We start from the raw sequence: 19,085 nt of genomic DNA on the forward strand, positions 1-19,085 counted from the left end.
GGGTGCTCCGGACAGTTCCATTTCTCCTGCTGTGGAGCGCCGCGGCTTGGGCCGGCGCTCCGCTGCCGGTCGTCACCACGTCAACGGACTTAAAGGCGCTGGTGAAAGCGGTCGGCGACGACAAAGTCCAGGTTGAAAACCTGGCGCCGCCGCTCGCCGATCCGCACTCGATCGAGGTTAAGCCGGGCCAGCTTGCTAAGCTCAGAGCCGCCGCTTTGCTCGTCAGGATCGGCCTGGACCACGAGCCGTGGCTCGGCACCGCGCTGCGGACGGTTAACGAACCGCGCTTGGTCGCCGGGAGCCCTCACTATCTCGACACTTCCAGGGGAATCCACCTGCTCCAGGCCGAGACTCCGAGACTCAGGGCCGATAAAGGCGCGCATGTTCACGGCCTCGGCAACACGCATTACTGGCTCGATCCGGAAAACGGCCGGCCCATCACGGCGGCGATTCTTGAAGCCCTGGCGCGCCTCGCGCCCGCGGACCGCGGTTACTTCGAGGCCAACAGAAAAAATTTTCTCGCGCGCTTGGAAGAGCGGCTGAAAGAGTGGCAGAGCGCGATGGCGCCGTTGAAGGGCGCGCGCGTCGTCGTGTTCCACGAGAGCTGGCCCTATTTTGCCCAGCGCTTCGGTCTCGTCATCGTCGCGGCCGTCGAGGCGGCGCCCGGAGTGCCGGCTTCGCCGTCCTATCTCGCCGGCCTCGTTCAGAAGATGCGCGACGCCGGCATCCGGCTCCTGATCGCCGAGCCGTACTCCAATGCTTCGATCGTAAAGCAGGTCGCGGCGCAAAGCGGCGCGACCGCCGTGACCTTGATTCCTTCGGTGGGCGGCGATCCGGCGGCGGCGGACTATCTGAGCCTGTTTGATGTGAACGTGAAACGGTTGTCGCAGAGCATCGGTGGAGCACGGTGAAACTTTGCGCCGTCGAAGCATGACTCAAATCCCCCTGTGTCCCCCTTTTTCAAAGGGGGAATTTTCGCCGTAGGGCTTTAACCCCTCTTTGCAAAAGAGGGGAAGGGGAGATTTTGGGCGGAATGAACTGCGAATTATGTTGCGAATTTCCGGGACGGGACGCTAGCTCACGATGACTCTCCCGCTGGAATTTCTCTGGCTGCCGTTTTTAGCCTGCCTGGTCCTAACGGGCATACACGTCTACCTGGGCCTGCACGTGCTCGCGCGCGGCGTCATCTTTGTCGATCTGGCGCTGGCCCAGATGGCGGCATTGGGCATCGCCATCGCGCTGCTCGTCGGCCATCCGATCCAAAGCGAAGGCGCCTACTGGTACGCTCTCGCGTTCACGATGGCGGGTAGCCTTCTCTTCGCGATGAGCCGGACTCATCGCGCGCCCATCCCGCAAGAGGCGATCATCGGCATCGTCTACGCCGTGTCGGCGGCGGTTGCCGTCCTGGTCGTCGATCGCGCGCCGCAAGGGAGCGAGCACATCAAGCAGCTTTTAGTCGGCAGCATCTTGACCGTTAGTATACGAGAGATCGGTAGTCTGGCCCTTTTGTACGGCATCGTCGGCGCGCTGCACTGGGCGATTCGCCGCCCGCTGTTGGAAATTTCCTTTGCTCCCGACGTTGCTCTTGCCAAAGGACGTTGGATACGTGGGTGGGATTTTGTTTTCTACGCTTCCTTTGGCCTTGTCGTCACCAGCTCCGTCCAGATCGCGGGAGTGCTGCTGGTTTTTTCCTATCTGATCGTACCCGCCGCCATCGCGGCTCTTCTGTCCCGATCCGTAGCCGGGCGGCTCGCTCTCGGCTGGACGATCGGCTTCATCGTCAGCATCCTCGGCCTCATCGCCTCCGCCGCGTGGGATCTTCCCACCGGCGCGACCGTGGTGACCACTTTCGGCGCGGTCATGGCGGCCATCGCCGCCTCGCTCGGCCTGATTTCTCTGGTGCAAAAATTTAGAGCCGAAGGTCCGCGCGCGCTCGTCGGAATCGGCATCGCCGTCTTCGGCGCGCTCGGCATCTCCGGCGTGTTGCTTCTCTTCTTTCCAAGGATGGACCATCACTGGCTTAACTGGCTCGAACAACGAGCGCCCTCGCTTGAGCTTGTATTTCTCACCACCGACGAGCGTGAAACCTACCAGGATAGTCGAGAGTCGGTCGAGCGCGGGCTGAGCGAGCTCGAGAATCTCAGGGCCATGCAGCAAGAAGTTCACTGGGGCACGCGCGAGATGTCCGAGGAAAAACAGGAGCGGCTGCGGCAGTATCTCGCCGGCCGGAGCGAAATCACCGCCGGGGACCGGCTGACGCTCGACCATCTTCGCGGCCAAGCGAGGGAGCGCCAGCGCTTTTGGCTGGGGATTCCGCTCTTGGGGATCGGCGCGGCGGGGGTCGCGGCTCTGGCCCGCCTCCGGCGCAGGCGCGCCGGCCGCTAAAGCTTGACACGGCGGCGCCCGAGCCACTAGTCTCGGGTAGCAGACCTTTCTTCGGAGGTAATGCCATGGCGAACGATATGATGGTCATCGACGGCGACGGTCACGTGGTGGAAGAGATGGAGGAAATCTCCAACTTGATGCCGCAGCGATATCGCGACAAATACGGCGGCAACCGTCTCTTCGATCCTTTTCCGCCGCTCGACCACCTCCATTCTTGCAATCTCCACGATCTCCCGCCCGGCTCATTCGCGCGCGTCGGTCCCGACGGCTGGCTGGATTTCTTAAAAGACGTCGGCATCGAGGCGACTGTGCTCTACACGACGCGCGGCCTGGCTTACGGAAAAGTCGTGAGCCGCGATTGGGCGATCGATCTGGCGCGCGCCTACAACGACTGGCTGCACCGGAAATATTTGCAGCTGAGCCCGCGCTTCAAGGGCGTCGGCCTGATCCCGCTGCAGGAGCCGGAGGTCGCCGTCGAAGAGCTCCGCCGGATCGTGAAGAACCTGGGGATGTGCGGCGCCATGCTGCCGTCGACGGGTTTTCAATTCAATCTCGGCCACAAGATGTATTGGCCGATCTACGAAGAGGCGAGCCGGCTCGGCTGCTGCCTCGGCATCCACGGCGGCGCGCACGAGAACCTCGGCATGGACGACTTGAATCCCTACGCGCCAGTCCACGCCATGGGCCATCCTTTCGGCCTCATGATCGCTTTCGCCGGCATCGTCTTCAACGGCATCTGCGATAAATTCCCCAACGTAAGGATCGGCTTCATGGAAGGCGGCGTGGCGTGGCTGCTCATGTGTTTGGAACGCTTCGACCGCTCCTACGAGACGCACATCCAGCACGACCCGCGCGGCGAGTTTTTACAGCTTCAAAAAGGCGAAAGGGTCAGCGATTACATCATCCGCCACATCAAGGCGGGGAGACTCTTCGTCGGCTGCGAGGGCAGCGAGCCGGACCTGGCCCACGCGATCAAGCGCGTCGGCAACGGCCCGTTCATTTATTCCTCCGACTTTCCCCACGAGGTGAACAACGAGTTCTGCAAGCACGAGCTTAAAGAAGTCATGGAGAACGAAGAGCTCACCGCCGAAGACAAGGCGGCCGTGCTCTACCGCAACTGCCAGAGGTTTTATAATTTAGCGCGGGAATAGCGGTCGGCTAAAGCGGCCCAACAAACGGTAGCGATGATGCCATCGCCGTCATACCTGCTGAGAGTTTGCCTTCGCAGAAAGGTGAGAGCCTTAGCCTTGCTCTACGGCCTCATCCTTTTATTGGTCCCTGTCAAGGATTCCCCGGCACAATCAAACTGGAAGAACGAGTGGGAAAGAGTCGTGAAGGCCGCCAAGGAAGAAGGGCGGCTCAACATCTACGGCGTGACGATCTTTGAGGAAGTCTTCAAGTACTTTCAGAAAGAGTATCCCGAGATCAAGCTCTCCTTCGTGGTCGGCCGCGGCGCGGATATCGCTCCGCGAATGATGCATGAGAGAAGAGCCGGAAAATATCTCGCGGATATTTACGTGGGCGGCATCCACAGTGCCTATGAGCTCTTTTATCGCAACAAGGTATTGGACCCGGTCCCGCCCGCGCTCATCCTGCCGGAGGTATTGGACGAGTCCAAATGGTGGCGTGGAAAACACCACTACGTGGATCACGAGAATCAGTATATTTTCGTCTTTGAGGGCAGCGTTCAGGGCGGCGGGATCTCTTACAACAAGAAACTGGTGGACCCCAAGGAGTTTAAATCTTTTTGGGATGTATTGAACCCGAAGTGGAAAGGGAAGGCGGTGATCCTCCATCCCCGGACGCCGGGAATGATCAGCCAGAGCCTGACGTTCATCTACCATAACCCGAAGCTCGGCGCGGAATACATAAAGAAATTGTATGCGGAGATGGACGTCACCGTGAGCCGGGACGATTCTCAGATGGTGGACTGGTTGGCCTCCGGGAAATTCGCCTTCAACTTCTTCGGGCGCGGCATCGGCACGGCGGAAGGCATCGGGCTGCCGGTGCATGAATTTTATGCCGGTAGTTTCAAGGAGGGAGCGTTTGTCAATCCTCTGAACGGCTCCGTGAGCCTTCCCGGTCAGACGCCTCATCCCAACGCCGCCAAGCTGGCGCTCAACTGGCTGCTCTCCCGCGCGGGACAGATCGCCTTTCAAAAAGCCACCAACGACCGAGGCGGCGGCACGGGAGCGGACTCACTGAGAGAAGATATTCCCAAGGACGATGTCTTCACGCCGCAAAGGCGCGCTCAAGGGATCGAATATCTCATCACCTCTCGCCCCGAGCTGATGAATATGAAGCCCATTATCGACCTGGCCGAGAAGGCCTTAAACGAAGCGCAGAAGAAATAATAAGGAGGACGGCCATGAGTGAAATCGATTTGAATCCCGACGCTTCCCTTCACATCCGGTCGGTGAGCCACCTGACGATCCCGGTCAAGGACCGGTACAAGGCGGCGCGCTTTTACGTGGTCGCGCTCGGCGCGGAGGTGCACCACGAGTCGGCCCCCGACAACGTAAAAGCGGGACGATCTCGATCCCTCCAGGTGGGGGTAAGAGTCTGCCCGGGCTTGGAAGTCGATCTGTTCGAGCAGGATTACGGCCAGCCCGGCTGGGATCAGTCCCATCCCCACCTCGCATTGGACATTCCCACAGAGGACATGGACAAGTGGGCGGCGCATCTTAAAAAGTGGCGGGTACCGTTCTTCGGCCCCATGACCCGAGGCAAGAGCGGTAGCGGAGAGATTTACTTCAACGACCCGGACGGAAATAACCTGGAGCTGAATTGCCCCAAGTATCCGGGCGCCGAGAAGCTCCATTCGGGTCCCTATGATAAGCAGGTGTTGATCTACAAAGAAGCCTGGCCGCCGCCCGAGCTGGAGGCGGAGGCCAATCGTCTTTTCGAATCCTCGTTGGAGCGCGCTCGCAAGCGCCGCGTGTGATTCGAGCGTCCGCGATGGCGGAGATGTACCCTTACCCGCGCTTTTCCCTGGCCGAGCGGGACCGCCGGTGGAAGGCGGTCCGTGAGCTTATGGCCCGGCAAGGCATCGATGTCATCGTCACTCCCAACAATAGCGGCAACTCAACCGACTTTCAGGCCGACTCACGCTACTTGACCCACTGCGGCGGCGGCGGCGACGCGGACGTCGCCGCGGTCTTCCCCCTGGACGGCGAGGTCACGGCCATCGCCACCTCCGCGAAGCTGCGCTGGCTCACGGTCCAGGAATGGACCCGGGACGTGCGCGAGGCCAATCGACGCTATGGGAAAGTCGTCGTAGAAAGGCTCAAGGAGCTGAAGCTCGGAAACCGACGCATCGGGATCACCGGTCTGGGCGAAGTCGACGGCACACGGACGCCTGAAGGTACGGTTCTCTACCGCGTGTGGAAGCAGATCCGCGAAGCCTTTCCCGACGCCGAATTGGTGGACGCGACGCCCATTTTAAATCATGTCCGCTACGTGAAGAGCCCAGAGGAGATCGATGCTCTCAATAAGTCGATGGAAATTATCGAGCTGGCTTACGAAGCCGAGGCGGAGGCGGCCCGGCCCGGCGTCAAGGACTGGGACGTCTGGGCCGCGACGATGTACGCCCTCATGCTGAACGGCTCGGAGTTTCCCGTGCATTACAACTGGGTCTCGGGAAAAAATCCGCCGCGCACGCTCACCCGCCCGAGCCTCCGCGTCCTCGAGCGCGGCGACATCATCATGAACGAGCTGGAGGCCTCGTGGATCGGCTACCGGGCCCAGGGGGTGCAGCCGGTTTTCGTCGCCGAAGTCGACCCGGTGTATCGAGAGCTCATCAAGGTGCAGCGCGTAGTCTTCAATCGCGTGTGCGCCGGCATGAGGCCGGGAACCACCGCCGGGGAGCTGGGGGAGATCACGAGGAGAGCCGGCGAGGAAGCGGCGCCGAACAGCGGCCTCGCGGCGGGCGCCACGGCGGCGCTGACGATGCACGGCCGCGGCGCGGGAGACGACGGCCCGATCGTCATCCACAGCACCAGCAGTCCGCGTCAGCTCGGCGTCCGGCTGCTCGAGAACATGGTCTTTATCTGCAAGCCTTCCGTGACTACCACCGATGGGACGTATCGATTAACGTGGGGCGACACCGTAGTCGTCACCGAGAGCGGCGCCCGCCGGTTGGGAAAGAGACAGCACGATATCGTTATCGCCTAAAGCTGTGAACAGTACGCTCTCGGCGGAAACTGGCCAATTTGATTATAGAAAATTCTTGCCCTTTGTTTCTAGCGTAGATACTATAGTCACGTGACTCGAAATCTAGCTCTGAGTTCAGCCTCCGAACCTTCAGTTCAAAAAGAGCAGACTTGGCACCATCCGGGTGGAAAACTTGTCGAACTGGGACCGCATACGCTTAAGCAGGATGAGTTGCTCGCAATTGTAATTGGATCAGGAGTCGCTGGTCGGTCTGCACTTGTCATCGCGAACTCTGTTCTCGATGAGTACGTGGGATTGTATGGCATCCACAGAACAGCAACGATAGACGACCTTGCTAAAATTGCAGGACTGGGGAGAAAAAAGGCAAGTCGCATCCTTGCGGCCATCGAACTCGGACGCCGACTCCGCAAACGTACCAAATTGCCGCAAGCACCAGCTCAAACTGAAAGCAACTTATTTGCATCCACTCAACCGATGGGGCAATCTGAGATACCGCCTCAGGAAACAACTGACGCTGACCTGCTTGCAGAAATTATCGGCTCGGGAATCCGCGGGCGGTCCCCACGCGTCATCGCTGAAAGCTTGCTCGCCAAGTTTGGTTCATTCCTAGGGCTCTTCGGACAAGACATGGGAAAGTTTCTGAGTATCAAAGGCTTAAATTCAGTCAAAGTCATTCGAATCACCGCTGCTATGGAAATCGCTAAGCGGATTTCTCACGCTATTTCATGACTGCCAGACGACGCGTTACCGGGACTACCGCAGTATGCCTTGCGATAGCTTTCTTATGAAATTCCGATCCAGCGCCTTTCTGCCTCCTTGACCCGGACTTCGCACAAGGGGTAAAAGACAAAGATCATGGCGCCGCAAATGGCAGAGCAAATTAGGTACGAGAAGCCTCCACTGATTGAAGCGGTGTGCGAATTTCGGTTCGTCAAAATCGGCGTTCAGGCCGTCCTCATCCCTGGGCGCTATTACGAGCGGGTACGCACTGAGTATCCAGAAATCGAGGTGAAAAGAGGATTCGGACTACAAGCAGGAGGACCGGAAGTAGAAATGGTAACGGAAGAGCGTACGGTTTTCCGTAATCCAATAGCGAACCGTCTAGTCCAAATTGGGCACGGCATGTTAGCTATCAATCAACTTCGTCCCTATATCGACTACGCAACCTTCCGGCATGAGGTCGAGGCTCGCCTGAACGATTACAAAGCCGTTGCTCAACCAAAGGGGCTCGCAAAATTAGGTCTTCGTTATATTAATCGGTTACCCGTATCGGACGATCAAAATCTGAGCGCTGTACTGGACGTAGGATTTAAAATCCCGGCGGCGGTAAGCACAAATCCCGACCCTTATCTCTTGCGACTGGAGTTTCCATATCACAAAGCCAGAGAGCGCCTGATCCTGATCGTTGCAAAAGCCGCGGAGCATCGTGAGAAGTCAAGCGTGATGTTGGACCTTGATTATGTTCTGACTAAGCCAGAGGAGATCCAGGAAACCGATCCGGTAAAGTGGATGGATACCGCACATGATACCATAGAAAGCGTTTTCCACGCGTGCGTTACCAAGAAAGCCGTAGCCTCATTCAAGCCGATTGGACCACAACGAGGAAGACTGTGATGGCTGTCTTGCCAAGTATCGATTGGAAGCTCGAAGATTACGGGAAGTTGCTGTACTACGACCGGCTTCACCCGCCCGTTTCCGTCAGAGAACCTGTAAAATCTTTTCAGACGGTGACTGGAAGCACCTCTTCATTTGACACGTACACTGCGGAGCTTATTGATCTCTTCGGCTTTGAGGAGACACCACCTCTTCCCGTTACTCGAACAGACTGGGTAATCAAGAGACCTACTGACGAAGAGCTATGGCTAAGTCTGATTGGGATATTTGAGTCTGGTGATCCACACTTCGCGGAACAACACGACCAGATCTACAGCCGCAACCCATGAAGGTGTTCCTGGACACTAGTGGCTTACTGTCCGTCTTCGACCGAAGCGACGAAAATCACTCCGTATGCAGTCAGTTTTGGGAAAAGCTGTTCCGGCAGGGAGGTTACGAGCCTGTCGTCTCAGACTACGTACTGGACGAGCTCACTACCAGGGTTCTAAATCGGGTGTCCCATGCTTCAGCGTTACAAGTCTTGAATAGGCTCTTTCAACTGATTGACAGGGGTCTCATATCTCTTGTGTGGGTCGATAAGCCCTACTTCTTCGAGGCTCGTACGATTTTCGAACGTTATCATGACCAAGAATTCTCCTTCACAGACTGCACCAGCTTCGCGATCTGCCGAGGACAGAGCATTCAGGATGCTTTTGCATTGGACAGCGACTTTACGATCTTTCGCTTGAACATATTTCCGACTCAGGATCAGGGATAACATTTCTACTGCTTTGCCTGGTCCTCGCTTTTTCCGTCTGCTGCTTTCCGTCTTTCTTTTCTCGCTCTGCGCCAAAACCGTTCAAGCGTAACCCTTCAAGCGCTCTTTCAGCCCCGTGCACCTTTGCTCGATGCGGACGTTCTTGATCGCCATCGCCAACGCCCGCTTGCTGCCGACGAGAACGACCAGTTCTTTCCCCCGCGTCACGGCGGTGTAGAGGATGCTGCGGTGGAGCATCGGGAAGTGCGAGGTGTGGAGGGCGATCACGACCGCGGGATATTCGCTCCCCTGGCTCTTGTGGATTGATGTCGCGTAGGCGAGGCTGATCTCGTCGAGATCCTCCAGGTCATAGGAAACGACCCTGCCGTCGAAGTCCACGGCCAGCTCGCCCTCTTCGGCGTCGAGCGTGACGATTTTTCCGAGATCACCGTTGAAGATTCCCTTGTCGTAGTTGTTCCGGAGCTGCATCACCCGGTCGCCGGCGCGAAAATGCATGCCGGCGCGCTCGATACTCTTGCCGTCGGGATTGAGCAGCCGCTGCAGCTCGCGGTTGAGATGGACCGTGCCTAAGAGCCCGCGGTGCATGGGTGTGAGAAGCTGGACGTCCTGTGCGCCGAGCCGGCGCGGGATGCGCTCTTTTACCAATTCCTGAATGACCTCCAGCGCCTCCTCTTCGCGCTCGCGCGGGACGAAAACGAAGTCCCGTTTGCCGCGCTCCGGCTCGAGCATCAACGGCTCGCCGTGAAGAATCCGGTGCGCGTTCTGGACGATCAGGCTCTCGCCGGCCTGGCGGAAGATGCGCCTCAGCACGACGACCGGCACGGCTTTGGAACCGATCAAATCGCGCAGCACGCTGCCCGGGCCGACGGATGGTAATTGATCGACGTCGCCGATTAGAATGAGATGGCTCGCGGGCGAAATCGCCTGCAGCAGGTGATCCATCAGCGGCAGATCCAGCATCGAAGCCTCGTCGATGATAATCACATCCGCGTCGATCGGATTGTCCTCGCCGCGCTGGAATCCGCCCTCGTGCGGATTGAATTCGAGCAGGCGGTGGATCGTTCGCGCCTCTTCGCCGGAAAGCTCCGCCATACGCTTGGCCGCCCTGCCGGTCGGCGCCGCCAGCGCGAAACTGATTTCGGAGCGCTGAAGAATTTTTAGCAGAGCGATCAAGAGCGTCGTCTTTCCCGTCCCCGGCCCGCCGGTGATCACCAATACTTTTTGCTTCAGCGCCTGGGAGATCGCCTCGCGCTGCTCCGGCTCTAACAGCACACTTGAGGAGCCGGCGAGTTGAAGCGTTAAGTCGCCACGACCCTTTAGCGCTTTATTGCTTAAGCCCGTGGGCGTGGCGAGGAGGCGGCGGAGCGCCGCGGCGACACGCCGTTCGGCATCGTAAAGCTCACGCGGATAGACTCTGGTCTCGCCATCGTCGCCGCCTTTTTCCAAAACGAGTTTACCTTCTGCCGCGAGCCTACCGATCGCCGGCTCGACGGCGTCTTCATCGATGCCGAGCAGCGCCGCGGCGTTGGCTTTGAACGGCGTGAGTGGAACGTAGCAGTGGCCGTCGTCGGAAAATTTTCTCGCCACGTGCAGCAGCCCGGCCTGAACCCTGAGTGGAAAGGCGCCGCTGATGCCGAGCGTCGCGGCGATGCGGTCGGCCAGGATAAAGCCGACGCCGTAGACTTCTTCGGCGAGACAGTACGGGTTTTCTTTGACTCTCGCGACGGTCTCGGCGCCGAAGGCGCGGTAGATCCTGAGCGAGAGAGCGCTGCCGACGCCGTGCCCCTGGAGAAAGACCATGACATCCTGCATGCCGCGCTGATCCTGCCAAGCCTGGACGATCTTCCGCGCGCGCATCCGGCCGATACCGGAAACTTCCCGGACGCGCTCTGGCTCCTCCGATAGAACCTTCAACGTGTCGAGACCGAAGGCCGAGACCAGGCGGCGCGCGTAGGTCGGACCGATGCCCTTGATGAGGCCCGATCCCAGATACTTCTCGATTCCTTCGAGCGTCGCGGGCTCGATTTTTTCCCAGCGCTCGGCCTGAAACTGAAGGCCGTAGCGCGGGTGCGTCTTCCAGCTCCCGCTGACCTTGATCTCTTCGCCTTCGCTGACGGGATAAATGCCGCCGACGACCGTAACCTGCTCGACGCCGTCGACTTGCAGGCGCGCGACGGTATATGGCGCCTGGGCGTCCTGGTACGTGATTCGGGTGATCGTTCCTTGCAGCAGCGACCTGTCGCGTAGTGTCTCAGCCACGATTTCCCCCGGTCACATCCTACTTCAAAGCGCCTAAGCGGTGAAAGAGACAATCAGGCAGTATGCAGTAGGCAGCATACCAATATCTCTTGCTGCTTACTGCCATCTGCCGACTGCTTACTGGACTTCCTCCCTTTGTTGAATGGTCCAAAAACGGCTATGATTCTTTCTTTAGTAGAACCTGGATGGGTAAGGGACAGGAGGCGCGGCTATGTTTATCGAGGGTTTTTGGTTTGAGGTCGCTCTGATTTTCTTCCTGATCTTGGGGAATGGCTTTTTCGCCGCCTCCGAGATCGCCATCATCGCCACGCGCAAAACCCGCATCGATACCTTGCTAGAAAAGGGCGCGCGCTCGGCCATCGCCGTGGCCCGGCTGAAGAACGATCCGGACCGTTTTCTCGCCACCGTCCAAATCGGTTGCGTCATCATGGGAACCCTGGCCTCCGCCATCGGCGGAGCGGTCGCCATTGAATTTTTGAAGCCGTCGATCCAGACGCTTCCGTTTACGCTGGCCGAAAAATGGGCGGAATCGATCGCCATTGTTGTGGTGACTCTTCCCATCGCCTATTTTTCCTTGATCCTGGGCGAGCTGGTGCCCAAGTCTCTGGCGCTGCGCCACCCCGAGCGGATCGCATTTCTCGTCGCCCGGCCGATCGATTTTTTTTCCCGCCTGACTTCCTTTTTCGTGCGCATCCTCACCGCCTCGAGCAACGCCGTCCTCCGGATCTTCGGCGGCACGGAAGCCGGCGGCACGGCCTTCATATCCGAAGAGGAGGTGAAGTCGTTGATCCGCGAGGGGGCGGCGAGGGGAATCTTCGACGAGACCGAGAAGCAGTTGATCCACAGCGTGTTTGAATTCGTCGATACGCCCGTCAAAGCGGTCATGATCCCGCGGACTGAGATCCACGCCATCGAGGTCAACGCCACGTCCGAGGAAGTCCTCAAGAGCTTCGTGGAGAGCGGCTTCTCGCGCATTCCGGTCTATGAGGGCGAGCTCGACCGCGTGGTCGGCATCCTCTACTACAAAGACGTCCTGCGCGCGCTCCAGCAAAAGGGCGCGTTCCGCGCGCGCGACCATCTCCATCCGCCTTACTTTGTCCCGAGCTCGCTGCCGATCAGCCAACTGCTCAAGGATCTCCAGCGGAGGAGAATCGCGATCGCCATGGTCGTCAACGAGTTCGGCGAGATCGAAGGGCTGGTGACGCTGGAGGATCTGCTGGAAGAGATCGTCGGCGAGATCCGCGACGAGTACGACCGCGAAGAGCGCGGGCCGGTCGAGCGCCTGCCCGACGGCTCGATGGTGATCCAGGGCTCGGCCCAGCTCAAGGACTTGAAGGCGGACTACGGGCTGCCGTTTGAAGAGTCGCCGGATTATCTCACCATCGCCGGCTTCGTGCTGGCGAAGCTGAAGCGCATCCCGCGCGGCGGCGAGGTCGTCGAGCACGACGGCTACCGGCTGACGATCGTCGATATGGAAGGCCGGCGCGTGGTCAAAGTGAAGCTGGAGACGACCGAAAAGAAACCGGAGGCGCAACAAAAAAGACCGTAGGGGGCTTCAAGAAAGCATTCTTTGCGTTCTTGGCTCAGCCAGGAAGATGGCTGATCAGCCTTAGGCTGAGAGGTTGCGAAAAAATTAGTTCATGGTTCGACAAGCTCACCACGAACGGGATAGCTTAGACGGAAATTCAAGCACTTATCCGTTCGTCCTGAGCTCGTCGAAGGGCGGTCGGCAATTTTTTCACACACTCTGAGTCTTCGCTGGCGCGACCCTCACCCCTTCCCTCTCCCGCAAGCGGGAGAGGGCGAGGGAGAGGGCATCTTGCGAAGAGGCGCAAAGCGCGCCAAGAGTGATAATCCCGGCTAGCGTTTCACGCCTAGCTTTTTGCGAATTTCCGGCAATGCCTGCTCCGCGGCTTCGGCGCCGAGATTTAAAAGCTCTTTCTTTCGGCTGAAATCGAGCAGACCGGCCTCCGTCACTTTGGGCCGGATGACCACGTCGGCCTGTTTCAATTTTGCCTCCGCGTTTTGTCTCGCCGCCAGATAAAAACTCTGGGCCACGTTCTCGAAAAGGTTGATCACCTGCGCCGTCTTCGGTCCGGCGCCGAGATCCACCGCGATGACCACGTCGGCGCCCATCTTGCGCGCGACGTCCACCGGTAAATTATTCAGCACGCCGCCGTCCACGAGCATTTTTCCCTGATAGCTCACCGGAACGAAAATTCCCGGAATCGCGCTCGACGCGCGCACCGCGCGCGCGATCGAGCCTGACGTCAAGACGACGATCTCGCCGTTCTGGATGTCGGTCGCGACCGCCGCGAAAGGCGGCCTCAACTGGTCGATCTCCTTCGCGCCGAGCCGCTTGGAAAGGAAATCCTCCAGACGCTCGCCGCGGGCGAATCCCTGCGTCGGATTGATAAAGTTGTAATCGAAGACGTCGCGCTCTTCGAGACTGAGAACGATTCTTTCCAACTCCGCAGCGCTCTTTTTGTCCGCGTAGATCGCGCCGATGAGACTGCCCGTGTTTGCGCCGACGACGAGGTCGATCTGAATTTTCGACTTCTCGAGCGCGCGGATCACTCCGACGTGGGCGAAGCCGCGCGCCCCGCCGCCGCCGAGCACGAGCCCGACTTTGGGCCGCCGGTCGCCCCACGGCATGAGCTTCGCGACCGACCCGGACCCGCAGGCGGAGAGAAAAAAGATCAAAGACGCAAGGACAAGAGCGCGCCGCATGATAAGCGTCACTGTAACAGCATTCGATTTATAGTCGCAACGAGGAAGGTGATGAGCAACGCCTCAAGGAAAGTCTATATGACCGCAAGAAACGTTTTCCGGCCAAAGGAGCTCTCTGTGAGAACTCACGACGGCCCGGAGAGTTGTTACGACGATTACGGCGGCGATGAGCAGAGCGAAAAGCGAATCGAAAATGGAACTTCCGGAGGCGAATACCAAAATTCCGGCGACTACGGGAAGGAGAGAAACCAAAGTATCGCCGAGATTGTGAACGTACGCCAGACGAATCGCCGGGTCTTCCTCGCTTGGTACTCGCAGCACTTGAGCAACGCCCCAGTTCGCCGCGGCGCCGATCAAGCCCGCCACGACCGGCACAGCTCCGAAGACTTCCACCGGGTGGGACAAACGCTCGACGACACGTATAATAAGGAAGGCGGAGATCGCCAAAAGTCCGACCGAGTTGAAAAGATTCGCATAGCGCAGCAGCCTCCCGGATAGGCCGGTTCTGAGACTATAAGCCAAGACGAGAAGCACGAGCGCGATCTCGTCCGATAGATTATGGACGCCGTCCATGATCAAGCTGAAACTGTTGGCGCCAATCCCGGCCGCGATCTCTACGACAAGAACGGCTGTGTTTAGCTCCAAGGCGCGAACGAGCGGCGGACGGCGGTGTGCCACAGATCAGCCCCGTGGAGATTCGAATAACTCACGCACGATTTCTTTGACCGCGTCCATCGAGGCCTGACCGACGTTCGTCGCGCTCGGCGTCGGGACGGCGCGTTGATAGCGCGTCTCCCAGAGCACCGCGCCGTCGGCGATGCGCACCAGCTTGAAATCGGCGACGACGCTGACGAACTGCTTCGAGTCCACATTCCAGCGCAGAATCTCCGCGAGGAAAAGCGCGCCGGTGAGTTTTGCCTGGCGCGCGGCGCCGACCGCAGCGTCGGTGGAAAAGGAAAAAGTCGCCATTCGCTTGTCGGTCTGCTCGGGCATGGAAATTTTAAATTCCCTCTGCGCCAACTGTTTTTGAAGCGCTTCGCGCAGCAGGTCCATCACGGTCTCCCGCGCCTCGGGGGAGTTTTTTCCCGCCATCTCGGCCAGCGACCGCAGCGGATTGGTTGACGGCAAAGTCAAATTGAGATTCGTGCTGTTTCTCGGCTTCGGCAGCCACAAGGGCGATTCCTTGATGTCCGCCGGAAAGGGCCTGGGCGCGTTAGCGGCGCAGCCCGTCACAACCAGCGTCACGCAAAACAGGGCTGCGGCAGCGGCGGCCGGCTTTGCCGGGACCAGCCGCAGCAGACGCGACAAAAATATCATCGCGCAGCCGACGGCGACGTCGGTCGGACCCAAGGGAGTATCCATCCTGACGGAAAGATAAAAGCCGAAAACAGCCATCAGCACGCCGCACCCGGAGGAGAGACAAAGAAACGAAACCATTCCCCTGACCAAAGGTTTCGCCGCAAGCGCTGGAAGAACTAGAAACCCAAAGATCAGAAGCGGACCCGCCATAATGACTCCGACGCCGATCGTCAGACCGGCAAACAGATAAAAAAGAAAATCCCACCGCGTGTTTCCCTGGTTGAGCAAAAAGGCGAGGTCGCGATCGAACGAGCTCAAAAGAAAGTCGCGGCGAAAAAGCAGCATGCCCGCGAGGATAAATCCGAACACCCCGATCAGGAGCTTCAGCTCGCTCTTCGAGAGCGAGATGACTTCGCCTTTGAGCAAGCTCAAAATTTCCATCTCGCCCGCAGGATTGAAGACGATAAAGAGGATAATCAACGAGCCCGCCAGGGCGTAGGTAGCCGCAAGCCGGCCTTCAGTCGTTCCTTTTCCTTTGCGCTCGAGGTAGGCGAGCACAAGCAGGGCGGCAAAAGTAAACAGCAGCGATCCGGCCATGCCGAGGACGCGCTCGCTCATGGTGAAAGGAAGAAAACTCGACTGCGACAGCCAAAATGCAAAAGCGACACCGGCGCCGGCGACTTGCGGCAGCGTGAGCCCGAGAAAAATCGTCCGGCGCAGGATCAGATACGCGCCCACCAACGGACAGACGAGTCCCAGAATCGCGCTGCCGAGAAGCGCCGGGAAAAGAAGATAGGACGGGCTGAAAATTTGCAGCAGGATATCCATTACGAAAGCGGTCCTCCTCTCTCCCACCATACCTTGCCTTTATCGATGCGGAGGATTTTTGCGGCGACGGTCCGGACCATTTCGAGGTCGTGGCTGGAAAAAAAGATTGCGAGGCCTTTTTCCCGGTTGAGTTTTACCAGAAGCTCGGTGATCGCGCGTTGGGAATCCCGGTCGACGCCGGAGAGCGGCTCGTCCAAGATCATGATCTTCGGCTGGACCATCAGAGCGCGGGCGATCAAGATGCGCTGCTTCTGCCCGCCGGAGAGGGAAAAAAAAGACTTCTTGCCCAAATGCCTGAGGCCCACTTGATCCAGGACCTCGCGGCGCTTTTGTTTCTCTTCGTGCGGCAGCAATTGATAGGACCGAACGCGCCCGTAAGCGCCCATCTCCACGACTTCGTCCACGCTCAAGGGAAACTGCGGATCGAGCGCGGTGCTCTGCGGCACATAGCCGAAATCCGAAAGGGCGCAGTGGCGCGCGATCCTTCCGGCCTGAACCGGCAAAAATCCGAGGATGGCTCTCAGGATCGTCGTCTTCCCCGAACCATTCGGCCCGGCGAAGCCGATGAGATCGTGCGGGTGAATCGATAAATCCACGCCCTGCACGACCGGGGCCGAATCGTATCCGAGACTAACAGATTTAAGAGCGACAAGCGGGAGAGCATCGCTCCCTTGATCGCGCGCAAATTGATCCGCCATTTACACCTATTGTCAGCCCTTTCCGACGGCTTCGACCAACGTCCGCACAGTATAATCAATCCATTTAATATAGCTATCGGTCTCGGAACGGGGTCCAACGCTGCTGTAAAGGCGTAAAAGTTTGATTCCAGTCTCATTGGCGATCTGCTGCGGCAGCCGTGGATTTTGCGGACCATAGAGCAGCAGCGGGACTTTGTCCTGTTTAATCTGCTGTACCAGGCCGACTATGTGATTCGGCGTCGGCTCAATTCCAGGCTTGACCTCAACCGTTCCTGCTCGCTTCATGCCAAATCGATCGGCGAAATAGATCCACTCCTGATGATACTCCACGAATTTTACGCCTTTTAGAGGCGCCGCCATCTTCTCCCACTGGGCGATCTTGCCGTCTAACTCGGCCAGATAGGCCTTGAGATTTTTTTCGAAAACCTGCTGATGCTGCGGGAAATTGCGCGCCAAACCGGCGGCGATGTTCTGCGCCGCGATTTTGGCCTTGACCGGGTCCATGAGGTAGTGCGGGTTGCCCCTCGGATGAACGTCGCCCTCGGCCCGGTCCAGACGAGCCGGCGGCTCCAATACCCGGATACCGGCGGAGCAATCGATGTAGCCCGCCTGTCCCGGCAGGATCTTCGGATTGCTGGCAACCTCCAACAGAGCCGGAAGCCAAGAGTCCTCGTCATTCAAGCCTATCAGGATGAGCAGATCGGCTCGATTCAATCTCGGGACAAAGCTCGGCTTGATCGGAACCCCATGCGGGTCCTCGACGCCGGTTGCGAAATTCTCGACATTGACCAAATCTTTGCCGATCTGTCTAGTCATATCGGCCAAGGCGGGCCATGTCGCCACGACGCGGATTTGTTGGGCGAAGACGGCTTCCGTCTGAATCCAACTCAACGCAAGCACGATAAAAAGGACCGCCCAACTTTTGTTTCTGAGTAAAATTTTCATATGCATACTCCTTCCATCACGTTTTTAACGGCCGCGGAAACCATGGGTATGGGCGCCGATGACCGTGGTCCATTGGAGAAAGAACTGGTTGCCGCTCTCGCCTTTGTCCTCGCGGACGCGGTCGTCCAGGAAGCTGTATTGAAAGCGCAGGCGGTTGAACTCGCTCAAGTTCCAGGTAATGAACGGCGAATAGCTGTTTGTCTTCTTGCCGGGACTTTCCACGATCGGGGCGCGATCGAAGAGAAATCCCGCGGACCAACTTTTATTCAGCTTCACCTCGGCGTAGCTGTATCCGCCAAAGGAACTTCTACGCTTGGCGATAGCGTCGAAGGCGATGCGCTCGCTGTTGGCGAAAAATTCCGATCCCACCGTTACTCCCTGGTAAACGGTGCTGGCCAACGGCTGATAGCGATAGGTCAGATCGATGCCGCTAAGCGTTCGATTGCCGCCCTCGGCCGGACCGGAGAGCCGCACAGAAGGCGTAAAGGCAAGGCTGGAACCGACTTCGATGCTGTGGCTATCCGCGAGATCCAAGTATGTGTGCAGCCGGCCTAGATAGGTGAATCGACTCCACGTTCTCGGTTTGCTGTCGTCGATCCGCTCGTTTTCCTCTCCGATCTTATTGTAACCGCCTACGGTCGCCCTGAGAAAGAAAGGCGTAGGAAAAAGATAGTTCACTTCCATTCCGTCCGCCTTGCTCTCGCCCCCGACCATTCTCTCTATGGACAGCGGCATGTTGACGAACGGCAGCTCGTGCGGATGGTTTTTGGGGAAGCGGCCGAAATCGGCGAAGAACCGCCCGCCTTTGGCCGTCAGGTTATACGGCAGCGAAGTCGTAATCGCCGCCGCCTCCTCTACTTCTACACCTTCCTTTGATCCGGTGATGAAGCTATACATCCGCGCATACGGATCAATGGAAGCGGCCAAGCCGAGTTCCGCGGCGCGAAAGTTGAAGTCGCCCCCGTCTTTCGCCTTATGCTCGGCCGTCGCGTCCAGGACCAGGCCGATGGCCGGATTCAAAGCCGACGGCGCGCTCCGAAGTGCAAGAACTGATTTCTCGACCTCTCCAACACGCGCCGAATCCGCGGCTTTTTCTTCCGCGCTTGCAACTTTTTCCTTCTCCAATTGATCGATGCGCTGCAGCGCGTTGTCCAACTTCTTATTCACGTCCGCAAGCGCCTTTTTGAGAAATTGAATTACGTCTTCCTGCGCTAGCACGGGATTTGGAAGCAAACTTACGCAAAGCACTACCGCCCACGCGGAAACGATCCGCGCCTTGTGTCGAAAGTAGCTCATAAATCTACCTCCTCGAGGTAAAGGTCTACCCCTCCCTCGATGACGGGAGGGAAATCAGGTTTTAAAATGAAAAAAAGAAATTAGAGAGAGATGCTACGGGG

Annotated in this window: 17 protein-coding genes; 10 read left to right on the forward strand and 7 right to left on the reverse strand. The window is 58.5% G+C overall.

Annotated elements, in window-relative coordinates:
* The first annotated feature begins 2 nt into the window (after window positions 1–2).
* The 9 genes from VGL70_09910 to VGL70_09950 all read left to right on the forward strand — a co-directional run bounded on the left by VGL70_09910 (window position 3) and on the right by VGL70_09950 (window position 8,501).
* A complete protein-coding gene (locus VGL70_09910; GenBank protein ID HEY3303831.1) occupies window positions 3–911 on the forward strand; it encodes a metal ABC transporter substrate-binding protein in 909 nt (302 codons plus the stop codon).
* A 172-nt stretch (window positions 912–1,083) separates the two neighbouring features.
* The gene (locus VGL70_09915) at window positions 1,084–2,385 is read left to right on the forward strand and encodes a metal ABC transporter permease (GenBank protein HEY3303832.1); all 1,302 of its coding nucleotides are present in this window, start codon (window positions 1,084–1,086) and stop codon (window positions 2,383–2,385) included.
* A 65-nt stretch (window positions 2,386–2,450) separates the two neighbouring features.
* Window positions 2,451–3,536 (forward strand): amidohydrolase family protein, encoded by a 1,086-nt coding sequence (locus VGL70_09920; GenBank protein HEY3303833.1) that lies wholly within the window; start codon window positions 2,451–2,453, stop codon window positions 3,534–3,536.
* An 81-nt stretch (window positions 3,537–3,617) separates the two neighbouring features.
* A complete protein-coding gene (locus VGL70_09925) occupies window positions 3,618–4,739 on the forward strand; it encodes an extracellular solute-binding protein (GenBank protein ID HEY3303834.1) in 1,122 nt (373 codons plus the stop codon).
* Between the two features lie 14 nt (window positions 4,740–4,753).
* Window positions 4,754–5,329: a VOC family protein gene (locus VGL70_09930; GenBank protein HEY3303835.1), complete on the forward strand. Its 576-nt coding sequence runs from the start codon at window positions 4,754–4,756 to the stop codon at window positions 5,327–5,329.
* Window positions 5,326–6,558, forward strand: coding sequence for a M24 family metallopeptidase (locus VGL70_09935; GenBank protein ID HEY3303836.1), 1,233 nt, complete (start codon window positions 5,326–5,328; stop codon window positions 6,556–6,558). Before VGL70_09930 ends, VGL70_09935 begins: the two co-directional genes overlap by 4 nt.
* Before the next feature lie 90 nt (window positions 6,559–6,648).
* Window positions 6,649–7,287: a UPF0758 domain-containing protein gene (locus tag VGL70_09940; protein ID HEY3303837.1), complete on the forward strand. Its 639-nt coding sequence runs from the start codon at window positions 6,649–6,651 to the stop codon at window positions 7,285–7,287.
* A gap of 126 nt (window positions 7,288–7,413) precedes the next feature.
* A complete protein-coding gene (locus tag VGL70_09945) occupies window positions 7,414–8,172 on the forward strand; it encodes a TIGR04255 family protein (GenBank protein ID HEY3303838.1) in 759 nt (252 codons plus the stop codon).
* Window positions 8,172–8,501, forward strand: coding sequence for a hypothetical protein (locus VGL70_09950; protein ID HEY3303839.1), 330 nt, complete (start codon window positions 8,172–8,174; stop codon window positions 8,499–8,501). Before VGL70_09945 ends, VGL70_09950 begins: the two co-directional genes overlap by 1 nt.
* 509 nt (window positions 8,502–9,010) lie before the next feature.
* Here VGL70_09950 and VGL70_09955 read toward each other — a convergent pair.
* Window positions 9,011–11,188: an ATP-dependent RecD-like DNA helicase gene (locus VGL70_09955; GenBank protein HEY3303840.1), complete on the reverse strand. Its 2,178-nt coding sequence runs from the start codon at window positions 11,186–11,188 to the stop codon at window positions 9,011–9,013.
* Window positions 11,189–11,399: 211 nt separating this feature from the next.
* Here VGL70_09955 and VGL70_09960 point away from each other — a divergent pair, with 211 nt between their 5' ends.
* Complete coding sequence (locus VGL70_09960) at window positions 11,400–12,737, forward strand: hemolysin family protein (GenBank protein ID HEY3303841.1); 1,338 nt, start codon at window positions 11,400–11,402, stop codon at window positions 12,735–12,737.
* A 311-nt stretch (window positions 12,738–13,048) separates the two neighbouring features.
* Here the strand turns inward: VGL70_09960 and VGL70_09965 are convergent, their stop codons facing one another.
* From VGL70_09965 to VGL70_09990, 6 genes are all read right to left on the reverse strand, one after another.
* Window positions 13,049–13,918 carry a patatin-like phospholipase family protein gene (locus VGL70_09965; GenBank protein ID HEY3303842.1) on the reverse strand — a complete coding sequence of 290 codons (870 nt, stop codon included), beginning with the start codon at window positions 13,916–13,918 and terminating at the stop codon, window positions 13,049–13,051.
* Window positions 13,919–13,981: 63 nt separating this feature from the next.
* The gene (locus VGL70_09970; GenBank protein HEY3303843.1) at window positions 13,982–14,596 is read right to left on the reverse strand and encodes a cation transporter; all 615 of its coding nucleotides are present in this window, start codon (window positions 14,594–14,596) and stop codon (window positions 13,982–13,984) included.
* Between the two features lie 3 nt (window positions 14,597–14,599).
* Window positions 14,600–16,045 (reverse strand): metal ABC transporter permease, encoded by a 1,446-nt coding sequence (locus VGL70_09975; protein HEY3303844.1) that lies wholly within the window; start codon window positions 16,043–16,045, stop codon window positions 14,600–14,602.
* Window positions 16,045–16,743 carry an ATP-binding cassette domain-containing protein gene (locus tag VGL70_09980; protein HEY3303845.1) on the reverse strand — a complete coding sequence of 233 codons (699 nt, stop codon included), beginning with the start codon at window positions 16,741–16,743 and terminating at the stop codon, window positions 16,045–16,047. Before VGL70_09980 ends, VGL70_09975 begins: the two co-directional genes overlap by 1 nt.
* A 12-nt stretch (window positions 16,744–16,755) precedes the next feature.
* Window positions 16,756–17,688: a metal ABC transporter substrate-binding protein gene (locus VGL70_09985; protein ID HEY3303846.1), complete on the reverse strand. Its 933-nt coding sequence runs from the start codon at window positions 17,686–17,688 to the stop codon at window positions 16,756–16,758.
* 24 nt (window positions 17,689–17,712) lie between these two features.
* Entirely contained in the window at window positions 17,713–18,984 is a 1,272-nt protein-coding gene (locus VGL70_09990; protein ID HEY3303847.1) for a hypothetical protein, read from the reverse strand.
* Between the last annotated feature and the right edge of the window lie 101 nt (window positions 18,985–19,085).

It is taken from the genome of Candidatus Binatia bacterium (genome assembly GCA_036504975.1).
Lineage (GTDB): Bacteria > Desulfobacterota > Binatia > UBA9968 > UBA9968 > JAJPJQ01.

What these genes read in the sequence shown, in the direction of transcription:
- VGL70_09915 (HEY3303832.1), top strand. Translation starts at nt 1,084, where the DNA reads ATGACTCTCCCGCTGGAATTTCTCTGGCTGCCGTTTTTAGCCTGCCTG.
- VGL70_09920 (HEY3303833.1), top strand. Translation starts at nt 2,451, where the DNA reads ATGGCGAACGATATGATGGTCATCGACGGCGACGGTCACGTGGTGGAA.
- VGL70_09930 (HEY3303835.1), top strand. Translation starts at nt 4,754, where the DNA reads ATGAGTGAAATCGATTTGAATCCCGACGCTTCCCTTCACATCCGGTCG.
- VGL70_09945 (HEY3303838.1), top strand. Translation starts at nt 7,414, where the DNA reads ATGGCGCCGCAAATGGCAGAGCAAATTAGGTACGAGAAGCCTCCACTG.
- VGL70_09950 (HEY3303839.1), top strand. Translation starts at nt 8,172, where the DNA reads ATGGCTGTCTTGCCAAGTATCGATTGGAAGCTCGAAGATTACGGGAAG.
- VGL70_09960 (HEY3303841.1), top strand. Translation starts at nt 11,400, where the DNA reads ATGTTTATCGAGGGTTTTTGGTTTGAGGTCGCTCTGATTTTCTTCCTG.
- VGL70_09965 (HEY3303842.1), bottom strand. Translation starts at nt 13,918, where the DNA reads ATGCGGCGCGCTCTTGTCCTTGCGTCTTTGATCTTTTTTCTCTCCGCC.
- VGL70_09975 (HEY3303844.1), bottom strand. Translation starts at nt 16,045, where the DNA reads ATGGATATCCTGCTGCAAATTTTCAGCCCGTCCTATCTTCTTTTCCCG.
- VGL70_09980 (HEY3303845.1), bottom strand. Translation starts at nt 16,743, where the DNA reads ATGGCGGATCAATTTGCGCGCGATCAAGGGAGCGATGCTCTCCCGCTT.
- VGL70_09985 (HEY3303846.1), bottom strand. Translation starts at nt 17,688, where the DNA reads ATGAAAATTTTACTCAGAAACAAAAGTTGGGCGGTCCTTTTTATCGTG.
- VGL70_09990 (HEY3303847.1), bottom strand. Translation starts at nt 18,984, where the DNA reads ATGAGCTACTTTCGACACAAGGCGCGGATCGTTTCCGCGTGGGCGGTA.